Consider the following 12,712-nt stretch of genomic DNA (forward strand, 5'->3'; position numbering starts at 1 on the left):
CGCCGGAGGTGCCGCCCGATGACCTTGCCGACCGCAGTGAGCCGCGGGCCCGTCTTCATGTTCGCCGAGCGCGTGTTCGGCCGCGCGTCGGCCGTGCCGATCAGCAGGCAGGCGGCCGACGACGACGAGCGCGCCGAAGCGGCGAAGGCGGAAGCCTGGGAGCTGGTGCGCGCCGCGCAGGACGGCGACTCGTCGGCCTTCGGCCGGCTCTACGACCGCTACGTCGACGTCGTCTACCGGTACGTGCTGTTCCGGCTCGGCGACCGCGACCTGGCCGAGGACGTCACGAGCGAGACGTTCCTGCGCGCGCTGCGGCGGATCACGTCGGTGAGCTACCAGGGCCGGGACGTCGGCGCCTGGTTCGTCACCATCGCCCGCAACATCGTGCTCGACCACGTCAAGTCGAGCCGGTTCAAGCTCGAGGTCGTCACCGACGAGGTGACCGAGCCGGGTGCGGCGCCCTTCGGCGTCGGCGCGACCGCGCAGGCCGGCCCCGAGCAGGAGGCGATCAGCCGCGCCACCCGCACCGAGCTGCTGCGCTGCGTCGCGGAACTGGGCGACGACCAGCGCGAGTGCATTGTCCTGCGGTTCCTGCAGGGGCTCTCGGTGGCCGAGACGGCGGAGATCATGAACCGCAACGAAGGCGCCATCAAGGCGCTGCAGCACCGCGCGGTACGCCGTTTGGCACAACTTCTGCCCACCGGATTGCGCTGAACCCGCGAACTTTTCCGCTCGTCGCCCGAAACCGGTAACCCTCGCGGCTTCTGGATCGTTACTCCCCGCAGACCGGTGTCAGGACCGGCCAAGGCCCGGGATGGAGCAGCGCAGTGAGGTTTGCGCGTGAGCGAGCCGAGATCGAGCGGTTCGCGCGTGCCCTGGAGCCGTCCCCGGTACGCCGGGACGGCGAGTTCGCCGACGAGCTGGCGCTCGTGGGCGTCCTGCGCGACCTCGGCGCGGCAGGCGCCCCGGACCTGGAGACCCGGCAGCGGATCCGCGCGGAGATCGCGGGCCGCCTGGAGACGGCGGCGGCCACCACCCCACGTCGGAGGTGGCGGCCGCGGACCGCCGACCTGGTGGCCGCCGCGCTCTTCCTCGTCCTCATGCTCTCCGGCCTGGTCCTCGTGCTCTCCCGCAACGCCCTGCCGGGTGACGCGCTGTACAGCGTCAAGCGCGCCGGGGAGTCGACGGCGCTGGGCCTGACCTTCGGCGACCAGGCGAAGGCCCGCAAGCACCTCGAATTCGCCACCAACCGGATCACCGAGCTGGGCGAGCTGGCCGCCGAAGGCGCCGGCGAGGCCGACTACCGGAAGGCGTACGAAGACTTCGCGGCCGACCTCCGCGCCGGCGTCGCGCAGATGGCCACGGTGGCCACCAGCGACGGCGGCGGCGCGCAGGCACTGGCCGATGTCCGGCTGTGGGCCCGCAACCAGGCGGCGCGGCTGACGGCCCAGCCGCTCCCCGCCGACGCGACCGCGGTGTTCGGCGAAGTGCGGGACCTGCTGGGCAAGGTCCAGGAGCGCACGAGCGGGCTGGTGGCGCGGATGAACTGCTACCGGATCACCACCGGCGCGTCCGACGAGCTGGGCCCGATCCCGGCGACGGGCGAGTGCACGGCCCGCCCGGCCCCGGCGGCGGAACCGCAGACGTCGGTGCCTGCCTCGCCGTCGGCGTCGTCGTCGGAGAGCACCGCCCCGGCCCCGACGGGCACGCAGCTGCCGCCGTCGGACGCGGCGGCGACCCCGGGCATCCCGGCGCCGACCGGCGGGGTGACGCCACCGCCGGTGTACGGGCAGGTACCGACGACGACGCGGCCGCCGCTGCCGACCACCACGCCGTCACCGCCGCCGCTGGTTTCGATCCCGCCGTTGCTGCCGGGCCTGCCGCCGATCGTGATCGGCTGAGGTCCGCCCCACACCTGCGACGGCGCGGTGGGTGGCTCGCTACCCTGTGCGAAGGACCCGGACCTTCGCAGGGACGTGGCCTGGGCAGACGTGGAGGCGGTGTGCGTGTCAGCTTGGCGTGGCAGGGATAAGAGTCAGGAGCTGGAACGGCTCGCCACGCTCGCGGGCGAGGCGTCGGCCGAGGCTGCCCACGCCAGGGTGATTTCCGAGCCGGTGGCCCCGCCTGCCCCACCGGACCTCACGGCGGCGGCGTTCTTCGACGTCGACAACACGATGATGATGGGCGCGTCGATCTTCTACTTCGCGCGCGGCCTGGCGGCCCGGAAGTTCTTCACGTCGTCGGACCTGGCCGGGTTCGTGTGGAGCCAGATCAAGTTCCGGCTCGGCGGCCGCGAGAACAAAGAGGACATCAAGACCCACCGCGAGCGCGCACTGTCCTTTGTGGCCGGCCGCACGGTGGCGGAGCTGACGTCGATCAGCGAAGAGATCTACGACGAGCTGATGGCGGACAAGATCTGGTCCGGCACCAGGGCCCTGGCCCAGATGCACCTGGACGCGGGCCAGCGAGTCTGGCTGGTGACGGCAACACCGATCGAGCTGGCGGCAATCATTTCCCGCAGGCTGGGCCTGACGGGAGCGTTGGGAACGGTGGCCGAAACCCGCGACGGCGTGTACACGGGCCGCCTGGTGGGCGACCTCCTGCACGGCCGCGCGAAGGCCCACGCGGTCCGGGCGCTGGCGTCCCGCGAGGGCCTGAACCTCAAGCGCTGCACGGCATATTCGGACTCGGCCAACGACATCCCGATGCTGTCGGTGGTGGGAACAGCGGTGGCGGTCAACCCGGACGGCGGACTGCGCGACGTGGCCAGGGCGCGCGGGTGGGAGATCCGCGACTTCCGGACCGGCCGGAAGGCGGCGAAGATCGGGGTCCCGTCGGTCCTCGGGGCCGGGGCGCTGGCTGGTGCGGTGGCCGCGGGAATGGCCTACCGGCGCCGCTGATCCCCTCGCCCCTGGTCGGCCTGGCCCCAAGACGGCCCCCACCCATCCCGGGGGGCGTCCCCCGGACCCAGTCTACCGGCCCCCACGCCCGAAAACCGGTCTCGCGGAAATCTGTGGACAACCCGGACCGATGTGGACAACTCAGCCGCGGAAAACCGACTTCCGCTGTGCCAGCCGCTGGTAAAGCGTCTGCTGGATCGACTCGCGGACCTGGTCGGTCAGCTGGAACACCAGCATCGGGTCCTCGACCGCGTCCGGGCCGTACTCCTCCGTCGGGATCGGGGCGCCGAACTCGATGCTCCACTTCGTCGGCAGCGGGATTGCTCCCAGCAGGCCGAAGTGGGGGAAGAACGGGGTCACCGGGAAGTACGGCAGGCCCAGCATGCGGGCCAGGACCTTGATGTCGCCCAGTTTCGGGTAGATCTCCTCCGCGCCGATCACCGACACCGGGATGATCGGGACGCCCGCGCGCAGCGCCGCCGACACGAAACCGCCGCGGCCGAAGCGCTGCAGCTTGTAGCGGGACGAGAACGGCTTTCCGATTCCCTTGAACCCCTCCGGCCACACGCCGACCAGCTCGCCTTTGCGCAGCAGGCGTTCCGCGTCCGCGTGGCAGGCCAGCGTCTGGCCCGACTTGCGGGCGAACGAGCCCACCAGCGGCACCTGGAACACCAGGTCCGCGCCGAGGCCGCGCAGGTGGCGGCCGCCCGTTTCGTCGTGGACCGCCACCGCCGTCATCAGGGAGTCCAGCGGGATCGTGCCCGAGTGGTTCGACACCAGCAGCGCGCCACCCGTCGCCGGGAGGTGCTCGACGCCGTGTGTTTCGACGCGGAACCACTTCTTGTACAGCGCGCGCAGCGGCGGCAGGAACACCGCGTCGGTCAGCTCGGCGTCGAAGCCGAACTCGTCGACCGTGTAGTCGCCGGTCAGCCGATCGCGCAGGAAGCCGAGCGCCGAGCGGGCCACGTCCGACAGCACTTCGGGCGGCTGTGCCGCTCCCGGCAGGGTGACGACCGGAGCCGCCTCCTGCTTCGGAGTCACCGTCTCCGGCTTCTCCCGGCCCGGCCCGTGCAGGGGGATGACCTGCGCCTCGGCACCGCCCACGGTTTCCGCCTCGCTTTCGAAGTCGTCCCGGTCGTGCGCTCTGGTCACCGGCTCGCCTGCCCGGTCGCGGCGGCGACGAGCACCTTGCCCGCCAGCCCCGCCAGCTTGCCGCCGTCGAGGACCGGCCGGAGCCCGCGTCCGGTGATGTAGTCGTCGAACGCCTCGCGCGTGGTCCACCGCGGGGTGTACCCGAACTCGCTCTTCAGCTTGGTGATGTCGACGACCCGGCCGAAGTTCAGCAGCCGGACCTGGTCGGCGGAGAAGTCCACCACGCGGGCACCGCGCAGGACCTTGCCGACCGACGGCACCACGCTCCGCGGCATCGGCAGCTCGACCCGGCCGGCCCGCCGGATCGCCTGCGAAAGGGTGAGTACCCCCTCCGATCCGACGTTAAAGACGCCGGGCCGGTCGATCAGCGTGGCCCGTTCGAGCACGGCCAGCGCGTCCGAAGAGTGCAGCAGCTGGATGCGGGCGTCGTAGCCGAAGACCGTCGGCACCACCGGCAGCGCGAAGTAGCGCGAAAGGACGGTGTCGGTCTCCGGGCCGATGATGTTGGCGAAGCGGAACAACGTCGTGGTGATGTCGGGGCGGCGCCGCACCAGGCCGCGCACGTAGCCCTCCATCTCGACCGCGTCCTTCGCGTACCCGCTGGTCGACGTCGGGATGAGCTCGGAGTCCTCGGTGAACACCGCCTGCGAGCGCGGGCTGGCGCCGTAGACGGCCGCCGTCGACTTGACCACCAGCTTGCGCACCTGCGGCGAGCGCTGGCACGCGGCGAGCAGCCGCATCGTGCCGATGACGTTGACTTCCTTGATCGCCGTGCGGCGGCCCGGCCCGGCCGGGTGCGCGGTGCAGGACGCGTGCACCACGGTGTCCACCCTGGCGGTGCTGATCACCTTGGCGATCAACGGGTTCCTGATGTCCGCGCGGACGAACTCCGCGTGCCCCATGCGCTGCAGCACCGTCTTCGCGGGCGGGACCGTGTCGACACCGATGACCCGTTCGAAGTCGGGGTTGTTGCCCAGCCGGGCCAGCAGTTTCCCGCCGAGTTCCCCGGCGACCCCGGTGACGAGCACGATGTTCGACGGCATGCGACTCCCTGCGGCAATGGGCGTAGGCGGGGTGGACGATCACCCGAGGTGCGCGTACCTGCACTCACTGGAAGCATCGCGCGGACGCCCTTGAGATGTTACCGCTCTTCAGTGGTAGCTCCGGGCCGTCTTACGTGCTATTAACCGCAGTTCCCCCGGAAAGCGACGAACGCCTCACTCGAACGGGCGGAACCGGCCCACCACATGGACGTGGGCCCGCCCGGGGCGGGGCGGGCCCCCGCGACCCGCGGCCGGCTTTAGTTCATGCCGGCCGGCCCCCCCGCGACGGGGGGCACCGGCCCCCCCACTGGGTGGGGGCCCGTCCAGGGACTGGACGGGCCACGGCTACGCTCGGCAGGATTACTTACTTGCCGGCCTTACGACGCTGCACTCGCGTGCGGCGCAGCAGCTTGCGGTGCTTCTTCTTCGACATGCGCTTACGGCGCTTCTTGATGACAGAGCCCATGGGCGCTCCTTAGGTCGTCGTCGGTCACGCTGCCCGGCGCAGCGTCCAACGGGTGGAGCGCACAGGCCCGAGCGGTCTTTTAGGGTACCCGTGGCCCTTCGCGGGCCGGTCGGCGGGCACGTTGTAGCACTGCGCGCCGCTGGCCACGGCGTGCCCGCAACCGGTTCATCCCACGTCGTAGTAGGCGCCCTGCAGGTATTCGTGCACTGCTTTCTCCGGCACCCGGAAGGACTTGCCGACCCTGACGGCGGGCAGTTCACCCGAGTGCACGAGACGGTAGACGGTCATCTTGGAGACCCGCATCAGCGTGGCCACCTCGGCGACCGTCAGGAACTGGACCTGCCCGACTGCGGGCAAATCCTCCTTCTTGTTCGGCGACATGTTTACCGCGTCCTTCGACACGTGTCGCGCCACGAGGCTTCCCCACCTGTGGTATCGACACGCACGTGCTCTATCGAGAGTAGCGGGACTGGTGGGACTAATGCGACGCCTGTCACCGAGATGGGCCCCTACCTGCGCTAACGCACGAGCGGCTACCCGTGCAAGATCCGCGGGATCACCCATTCCGCCGAATTCCGGCAGCGGGGAGCGGCTCTGTTCCCGGCTCCGGCGGCAGGCGCAGCGCCCGGACGGTGAACGAGATCGCGTGGTACCAGCCGCAGAGAAGCAGCACTTCGAGCGCGCCGTCCTCGCCGGCCGCACCGACCAGCTCCGCCCAGGTGGCGTCGCCGAGATCGGACGTCGCGCGCAGCTCGTCGACGGCCACGAGCACGGCACGGTCGGCCGCGTCCCAGCACGGGCCCGCCGGGCTGCCGGCGCCGAGCGACCGGATCTGCGCGGCGTCCAGACCGGCCTTCGCGGCGAAGGCCGCGACGTGGACGCCCCATTCGTAGCCGGCGCCGCACAGCGCGGTCGTCCGGTCGATGACCAGCTCGCGCTGCCGCACCGAGAGAGCCGACTGCCGGGAGAAGTAGTACCGGCCCCAGCTCGCCACGCCCCTGGCCAGCGCCGGGCGGCGCGCCCACACGCGGAACAGCTGGAGCGGCGGCCCGAGCCGGTCGAGGGCGTCGGCGGTCTCGGCGTCGTACGGCGGCTCCACCGGCTCGATGCGCTTCGAATTCAGAGGCATATCCGGCACGCTAACATCGGCGCTTCGGAAAGGAAAGCACGATGACGCCACTGCCCGGCCGCCCCGTCCGCGGCTCGACGACCGGACGCCCGATCATGGCGCTGCTCGACCTGCTGGGCAGGCGCTGGACACTCCGGATCCTGTGGGAGCTGCGCGACGGCGCGAAACCGACGTTCCGCGCGCTCCAGCAGCAGTGCGACGGGATCTCGTCGAGCGTCCTGGCCACCCGGCTGCGCGAGCTGGGCGAAGCGGACCTGGTCGGCCACGCCGGCGACGGCTACACGCTCACCGAGCAGGGAAAATCGCTGTTCGGGACGCTGGTGCAGCTCGACGCCTGGGCCGCGCAGTGGCGCCCGAAGGCTGGCTAGTCCTGTTCGTGGGCCTTGCCCAGTTCCACCGACCGGTCCCGCGCCGCCTCGATGGCGGCCAGCATCGCCGCGCGGACGCCGTGCTTCTCCAGCTCGCGGATGGCGTTGATGGTCGTCCCGGCCGGGGACGTCACGGCCTCGCGCAGCAGCACGGGGTGCTCCTCGGACTCGGCGAGCATCTTCGCCGCGCCGACGGCCGACTGGATGATCAGCTGCCCGGCCAGCGCCCGCGGCAGGCCCAGCAGGATGCCGGCGTCGATCATGGCCTCGACCAGGTAGAAGAAGTACGCGGGCCCGGAGCCGGACAGCGCGGTGACGGCGTCCTGCTGCGCTTCGGGCACCTCGACGACCTTGCCGACGTGCGAAAGCAGGTCCCGCACGACGGCGAGGTGCTCGGCGGTGGCGTACCGGCCGGCGGAGATGGCGCTCATGGCCTCGTTGACCAGCATCGGCGTGTTCGGCATGACCCGCACGACGGGAACGCCCTCGGCGAGCCGCCGTTCGTACAGCGACGTGGGCAGCCCGGCGCACAGCGACACGACGAGCGACGCCGGCCCGAGCAGCGGCGCCAGTTCGTCGAGCACCGGCTCGATGTCCTGCGGCTTCACGGCGACGACGAGGATGTCGGCCCGCTTCGCGGCTTCCTCGACCTCGACGCCGCGGATGCCGTAGCGCTCGGTCAGCTCCTCGACGCGCGCCGGGTACCGCTCGGTGAAGAGGAGGTCGCCCGGCTCGTGACCGCCGTGCAGCAGCCCCGAAAGCAACGCCTCGCCGATCTTGCCCGCACCCAGCACCGCGATGACCGTCATGGCGCAAGCGTGCCAAACCCCGCCCGGCGGCCGGGTGCCGGGGCCGCGGCCGGCGACATGAACGACTCTTTGCTGTCGCCGGACGACATGAACGAGTCGTTCACCACACGCGGGCCGGGACCAGCCGCCCGGGGCCGGGGCCGAAACCCGGGGCCGGGATCAGCCGCCCGGGGCCGGGGCCAGGCCGAGCTGGCGGGCCTGGCACACCAGCCGTCCCTGGGCGTCGACCACCGTGGCGTCCGAGTCGAACCAGGACTCGTGCACCGAGCGGGACTCCACCACCACCCGCAGCCAGCCCGGGGCCGGGCGGGTGCGCAGCAACGCCGTCAGCTGGACCGTGGGGGCCCAGCCGATGCGGCCGAGGTTCATCACCACCGGCGGGTTCACGTCGGAGGCCAGCAGCGTGAAGTACGGGTCGACCAGGCTGTGCCGCGGCCGGACCCACAGCCGCATCCGGGGCGGCTCGCCGGTGCGCCCGGCCAGGTAGCCCGCCGTCGCCGGGTCGAGGCGGACTTCGCAGCCCTTGGCCAGGTTGAACGGCCCCTCCGTGCTCTCGGCCATCGTGAGCGCTCCCGGTGGGGGCTCGGCAGGCATCGACGGCACGTCCGTCCACTCCGGGCGGCGCATCGGCAGCCGCCCGGTCGTCACCCTCGCCTCGACGCAGCTGCGGCCGCGCTGCTCCATGCGGACCTCGACGACCGTCGCGCGGCGGCCGACCTTGCGGACGTCCGTGCGCAGCAGCACCGGGCCGAGTGCGAGCGCGTGCAGGAACTCCGCGCTCACCACGAGCGGCTCGGCGTGCGGCTCACCGCGTTCGTGCAGGGCGGCGATCGCCGCCTTGGCCAGCAGGGCCAGCAGGAATCCCCCGTGCGGGTGGGAGCCGATGGCCCATTCCGCGCGCAGCACCGCGGTGAAGGTGCCGTCCCCCAGCGACCGCGCCGCACTAGCCGTGTCGAAGGACACGGCGGTGCCGTCCATTGCGCTCACGAATGCTCCGCGCCGATCGGGGAAGCCGGGTAGGTGACGACCAACGAGCGCGACGGGTTCACGGTCCGAACTTTACGGGTTCGACCGGCGCAAATGCACTCGGGCGTAGTCGTGTCCTGTCAGAACGTGCTCAGTTACTGCCCGAGGTGGAAGCGGGCGAACAGCAGTGCCTCGGCCAGATCGCGGACGCGCTGCGCGGCGGTCACGGCGTGCCGGGTGTTGATCTCCAGCACGATCTGCCCGGCGAAACCGCTGCTGACCAGCTTCTCCAGCACTTCGGCGCAGGGCTGGCCGCCGCGGCCGGGCACCAGGTGCTCGTCCTTCGGGACGCCGGTGCCGTCGGCCAGGTGGACGTGCGTGAGCCCTTCGCCCATCCGCTGGGCCAGTGCCAGCGCGTCCATCCCGGCGGCCGCTGTGTGGGACAGGTCGAGCGTGTAATGCCTGAAACCGACATCCGTCGGGTCGATCGACGGCCGGAACGCCGACACGCGCGCAGTGCGCGAACCGCCGGGCGGGCGGACCTTGAACATGTTCTCGACGGCGATTTCGATGCCGCTGTCGCGTTCCAGCTCGTCGACGAGGTCGCCGAACGCGTCGCCGTACCGGCGCTGCCAGCGGAACGGCGGGTGCACGACCACGGTGCGCGCGCTCAGCTCGTGCGCGGCGTCGACGGACATCCGCAGCCGCACCACCGGGTCCGGCGACCAGATCCGCTGGGTGATCAGCAGCGACGGCGAGTGGATCGACAGCACGGGCACCCCGGTGCGGCGCGACCACCGGCGCAGCGCGGTGACGTCCTGGCTGACCGGGTCGGCCCAGACCATCACCTCGACGCCGTCGTAGCCGAGCTCGGCGGCCAGCTCGAAGGCCGTCCCGGCGCGCAGCGGCCACACCGACGCCGTGCTGAGGCCGACGGGGATCGCCTGCTCGTCTGTCACGGGCGTCATCCTGCCTCGTCACCGCGGGTGCCCGGCGGCGGCGGGCCGGTAAGGGGACGCGGATCACCGCGTCCCCACCGCGCCTAGCGGCCGACGAGCAGCAACGCGGCCGGGGACACCGTCACCACCAGGCCGACGAGCACCGCCAGCACAGTGGTCTGCAGGTCCTCGGCACGCCGGATCTTCCGCACGATCCAGACCAGCGCGACGACCACCAGCAGTGCCGCGACCAGCGCGGCGGCCGGGATGTTCACCCACAGCCAGTTGAAGCCCAGCCACACGGCCGCGCCGCCGACGACACCCAGGGCCAGCTGGGCCGCCAGTGCCAGCCACGCCTTGCCGGGCGAGGCCGCGGGCGCCGGCTCGGCGGCAGGCTCGGGCACATCGTCGTACTCGTCGTCTTCGTAGGCTTCGCCCTGCTCGTAGGCGTATTCGTCGTGCTCGAAGTCCGGGCCGTCCGGCGGGTAGCCGTCGGTGAACTCGCGCTCGTACGGCTCGAGGTCGTCCGGGATCGGGGCCCGTGACGCCCGCTCGCCGGGCGCGAACGGCATCGGCGGCGGGTACGCGCCGGTCGGCGGGCCGCCGTCGTCGTAGGCGTCCTGGTAGCCGCTGCTTTCCGGGGCGAAGCCGTCGGGCTCGAAGTCGTCCTCGGGGTAGCCGTCGTCCGGAGCGTCGGCAGGCACCGCCGGCATCACGCCGATCTCGGTGTCCTCCATCTGCTCCTTCTGCCGCCGCTTGCGCCAGTTCGCCAGGCCCGCGGGCGAGGACGGCTCCGGCTTCTTCGGCGGCACCGGCGGCTCGTCGTCGGCGACGGCCGAGAACTGCTCGGTGTGGTCCTCCTGCTTCGGCTCCGGGCGGCGCGCCGGGGCGCGGCGCGGGCGGCCCGGCGCGGCGGGCGGCGTCGCGAACGAGCCGCTGGCCATCGGGGGCGGCGGCACGTCGATGTCGGCGTCCGGGGTGCCGTTGAGGCCGTCGAGCCGGGCCGACAGCGGCCCGCCGGACGGCGGTGGCGTGGGCAGCTGCTGCGACGGCTGGGGCGGGGGCACCGGCAGCTGCTGGGACGGCTGCGGCGGCGGCACCGGCAACTGCTGCGAAGGCTGCGGCGGGGCCGGACGACGCCGGACCGGCGGCACCGCGGCGCGCGTCTCCTCGGCCGCCGGGGACGGCGGCGGGGTCGGCAGCTGCTGCGACGGCTGGGGTGGCGGCACCGGCAGCTGCTGCGACGGCTGGGGCGGCGGCACCGGCAACTGCTGGGACGGCTGGGGCGGTGGCGGCTGGCGGCGCGGGGCGGCCCGCGGCGGCACGGGCAGCTGCGCCGACTCCTGCGGGCGCGCGAACTGCCCGGACTCCTGCGGGGCGGGCCGGGTGAACTGGCCCGAGTCCGGCGGCGCCGGGCGCGCCGCGCCGGGGGCGGGCCGCGCCGGGGGCGGCGGCACCGGCCGCGGCAGCGGCTGGGAGTCCTGCGGGACGGCCCGGGGCGCGGACGGCGGCTCGGCGCGGCGGCGCCCGGCGGGACGGCCGGGCGGGGACGGCGGGGGCGGGGTGCCCTCGGCGGCCACCCGGTCGATGATCGCCTGCGGGCCGGTGTCGCTCACACCCGGCCGCCGGTGGGTCCCGGTCGTGCCGGTGGCTTCGGGAGTGCCGGGTTCGTCGTCGTCCTCGGCCGCGCGCCGTCGGCGACGGCGTCCGCCGTCGACCTGGGCACCGTGCTGGGCGAGCAGCTCAGCCACGGTCTTCTGCGGCTGGTCGCCTCCGGTCTGGTCCGTCATGCCTGGTAGTCCCCTGCGCGCACCGAATCGTCGGCACCGGGCGAAGCGGTACCCGACGGCACACCGGCGGCGCCGCGCGCGCTGTACGCCGACCTCTGCATGTCCGTCACCTCTCCACCGTGCCCGTGTTCACCGGGCGAAGTCCAGCCGCGTGCTTTCACCGGTCCTCCTGTGCGCCGAAGCGCCCCAGCAGGGCGGCTCCAGTCTCATCCGCGCCGTTGGAATGGTCCAGCCGCCGCAGGATCACACCCTCTCGCAGAGCCCAGGGGCAGATCTCGAGTTCGGGCAATCCGAGCGCCCGCATCGCGGCCTGCGCGACGAGCGCGCCCGCCACCAGCTGGTGCGACCGGCTCGCGCTGACGCCCTCCAGCTGCGCCAGATCGGCCGACGGCATCCGCGAGATGAAGGCCAGGAGCTGGCGCAATGCGGTGTCCGTGAGGGTACGTCGCACGCGCGGGCCCGCCGCCGAGGGGGCGGCGCCGGTCAGCCGCGCGAGCGAGCGGAACGTCTTCGACGTCGCGACGACACGATCAGGTTCACCCCATTTGGTGACCTTCCGCGCGAGGTCGGTGAGCTGGTCGTCCAGCCACGCCGAGGTCGCGACGAGCTCCGAGCGCGTCGGCGGGTCGTGCTTGAAGCGGGTGCGCGTCGTGCGGCCCGCGCCCAGTGGCAGGGATTCGGCCAGCACGGGCTCCTCGTCGCGGCCCATCGCGACCTCGAGGGAGCCGCCGCCGATGTCCAGGACGAGCAGCTGGCCGGCCGACCAGCCGTACCACCGGCGAACGGCGAGGAACGTGAGCCTCGCTTCGTCGGTGCCCGAAAGGACCTGGAGTTCGACGCCGGTCCGGTCGGCGACGCGGGCCAGCACCTTCGCGGAGTTCTTCGCTTCGCGGACGGCGGAGGTGGCGAAGGCCATGACCTCTTCGCAGCCGAGCCGCGCGGCGGCTTCCTTCGCGGATTCGACGGCGGTCACCAGGTCGTCGGCCCCGGCCTTGGACAGCTCGCCACCGGGGGTGATCTGCTCGGCCAGGCGCAGCACGGACTTTTCCGAATGCATCGGCGTCGGGTGGGCGCCCCGGTGGGCGTCGACCACGAGCAGGTGGACGGTGTTGGAACCGACGTCGAGTACCCCTAGGCGCACGGGGGTCCAG

General features: G+C 72.6%; 14 protein-coding genes. 4 read left to right on the plus strand and 10 right to left on the minus strand.

Features of this window, described 5'->3' with window-relative positions:
- Positions 1 to 18: 18 nt before the first annotated feature.
- From ABJI51_RS29350 to ABJI51_RS29360, 3 genes are all read left to right on the plus strand, one after another.
- Entirely contained in the window at positions 19 to 714 is a 696-nt protein-coding gene (locus ABJI51_RS29350; RefSeq protein ID WP_348954264.1) for a sigma-70 family RNA polymerase sigma factor, read from the plus strand.
- Between the two features lie 113 nt (positions 715 to 827).
- A complete protein-coding gene (locus ABJI51_RS29355; protein WP_348954265.1) occupies positions 828 to 1,901 on the plus strand; it encodes a DUF5667 domain-containing protein in 1,074 nt (357 codons plus the stop codon).
- Positions 1,902 to 2,006: 105 nt separating this feature from the next.
- Positions 2,007 to 2,900, plus strand: coding sequence for an HAD family hydrolase (locus ABJI51_RS29360; protein ID WP_348954266.1), 894 nt, complete (start codon positions 2,007 to 2,009; stop codon positions 2,898 to 2,900).
- Between the two features lie 141 nt (positions 2,901 to 3,041).
- Here ABJI51_RS29360 and ABJI51_RS29365 read toward each other — a convergent pair whose 3' ends face one another.
- The 5 genes from ABJI51_RS29365 to ABJI51_RS29385 form a co-directional block, all read right to left on the minus strand.
- Positions 3,042 to 4,052: a lysophospholipid acyltransferase family protein gene (locus tag ABJI51_RS29365; protein ID WP_348954267.1), complete on the minus strand. Its 1,011-nt coding sequence runs from the start codon at positions 4,050 to 4,052 to the stop codon at positions 3,042 to 3,044.
- Complete coding sequence (locus ABJI51_RS29370; RefSeq protein ID WP_348954268.1) at positions 4,049 to 5,095, minus strand: NAD-dependent epimerase/dehydratase family protein; 1,047 nt, start codon at positions 5,093 to 5,095, stop codon at positions 4,049 to 4,051. Before ABJI51_RS29370 ends, ABJI51_RS29365 begins: the two co-directional genes overlap by 4 nt.
- Before the next feature lie 364 nt (positions 5,096 to 5,459).
- Positions 5,460 to 5,561, minus strand: coding sequence for a 30S ribosomal protein bS22 (locus tag ABJI51_RS29375; RefSeq protein WP_007030867.1), 102 nt, complete (start codon positions 5,559 to 5,561; stop codon positions 5,460 to 5,462).
- Positions 5,562 to 5,726: 165 nt separating this feature from the next.
- The gene (locus ABJI51_RS29380; RefSeq protein WP_013222402.1) at positions 5,727 to 5,942 is read right to left on the minus strand and encodes a helix-turn-helix domain-containing protein; all 216 of its coding nucleotides are present in this window, start codon (positions 5,940 to 5,942) and stop codon (positions 5,727 to 5,729) included.
- 175 nt (positions 5,943 to 6,117) lie between these two features.
- Positions 6,118 to 6,690, minus strand: coding sequence for a carboxymuconolactone decarboxylase family protein (locus ABJI51_RS29385; protein WP_348954269.1), 573 nt, complete (start codon positions 6,688 to 6,690; stop codon positions 6,118 to 6,120).
- Positions 6,691 to 6,731: 41 nt separating this feature from the next.
- Here ABJI51_RS29385 and ABJI51_RS29390 point away from each other — a divergent pair, with 41 nt between their 5' ends.
- Positions 6,732 to 7,058, plus strand: coding sequence for a winged helix-turn-helix transcriptional regulator (locus ABJI51_RS29390; protein WP_348954270.1), 327 nt, complete (start codon positions 6,732 to 6,734; stop codon positions 7,056 to 7,058).
- Here ABJI51_RS29390 and proC read toward each other — a convergent pair.
- The 5 genes from proC to ABJI51_RS29415 form a co-directional block, all read right to left on the minus strand.
- Entirely contained in the window at positions 7,055 to 7,867 is an 813-nt protein-coding gene (proC, locus tag ABJI51_RS29395; protein WP_348954271.1) for a pyrroline-5-carboxylate reductase, read from the minus strand. The genes ABJI51_RS29390 and proC overlap by 4 nt on opposite strands.
- Positions 7,868 to 8,026: 159 nt before the next feature.
- Positions 8,027 to 8,845 carry a thioesterase family protein gene (locus ABJI51_RS29400; RefSeq protein ID WP_348954343.1) on the minus strand — a complete coding sequence of 273 codons (819 nt, stop codon included), beginning with the start codon at positions 8,843 to 8,845 and terminating at the stop codon, positions 8,027 to 8,029.
- 143 nt (positions 8,846 to 8,988) lie between these two features.
- On the minus strand, positions 8,989 to 9,801 hold the full coding sequence (locus ABJI51_RS29405) for a sugar phosphate isomerase/epimerase family protein (RefSeq protein WP_348954272.1): 813 nt from the start codon (positions 9,799 to 9,801) through the stop codon (positions 8,989 to 8,991).
- A 74-nt stretch (positions 9,802 to 9,875) separates the two neighbouring features.
- Positions 9,876 to 11,561, minus strand: coding sequence for a hypothetical protein (locus tag ABJI51_RS29410; protein WP_348954273.1), 1,686 nt, complete (start codon positions 11,559 to 11,561; stop codon positions 9,876 to 9,878).
- A gap of 157 nt (positions 11,562 to 11,718) precedes the next feature.
- A complete protein-coding gene (locus tag ABJI51_RS29415; protein ID WP_348954274.1) occupies positions 11,719 to 12,702 on the minus strand; it encodes a Ppx/GppA phosphatase family protein in 984 nt (327 codons plus the stop codon).
- Positions 12,703 to 12,712: the final 10 nt, after the last annotated feature.

The sequence above is a fragment of the Amycolatopsis melonis genome (assembly GCF_040064235.1).
Taxonomy (GTDB): domain Bacteria; phylum Actinomycetota; class Actinomycetes; order Mycobacteriales; family Pseudonocardiaceae; genus Amycolatopsis; species Amycolatopsis melonis.

Coding starts and splice junctions, on each gene's coding strand:
- ABJI51_RS29350 (WP_348954264.1), top strand. CDS start 19: ATGACCTTGCCGACCGCAGTGAGCCGCGGGCCCGTCTTCATGTTCGCC.
- ABJI51_RS29370 (WP_348954268.1), bottom strand. CDS start 5,095: ATGCCGTCGAACATCGTGCTCGTCACCGGGGTCGCCGGGGAACTCGGC.
- ABJI51_RS29375 (WP_007030867.1), bottom strand. CDS start 5,561: ATGGGCTCTGTCATCAAGAAGCGCCGTAAGCGCATGTCGAAGAAGAAG.
- ABJI51_RS29380 (WP_013222402.1), bottom strand. CDS start 5,942: ATGTCGCCGAACAAGAAGGAGGATTTGCCCGCAGTCGGGCAGGTCCAG.
- ABJI51_RS29385 (WP_348954269.1), bottom strand. CDS start 6,690: ATGCCTCTGAATTCGAAGCGCATCGAGCCGGTGGAGCCGCCGTACGAC.
- ABJI51_RS29390 (WP_348954270.1), top strand. CDS start 6,732: ATGACGCCACTGCCCGGCCGCCCCGTCCGCGGCTCGACGACCGGACGC.
- proC (WP_348954271.1), bottom strand. CDS start 7,867: ATGACGGTCATCGCGGTGCTGGGTGCGGGCAAGATCGGCGAGGCGTTG.
- ABJI51_RS29400 (WP_348954343.1), bottom strand. CDS start 8,845: ATGGACGGCACCGCCGTGTCCTTCGACACGGCTAGTGCGGCGCGGTCG.
- ABJI51_RS29405 (WP_348954272.1), bottom strand. CDS start 9,801: ATGACGCCCGTGACAGACGAGCAGGCGATCCCCGTCGGCCTCAGCACG.
- ABJI51_RS29410 (WP_348954273.1), bottom strand. CDS start 11,561: ATGACGGACCAGACCGGAGGCGACCAGCCGCAGAAGACCGTGGCTGAG.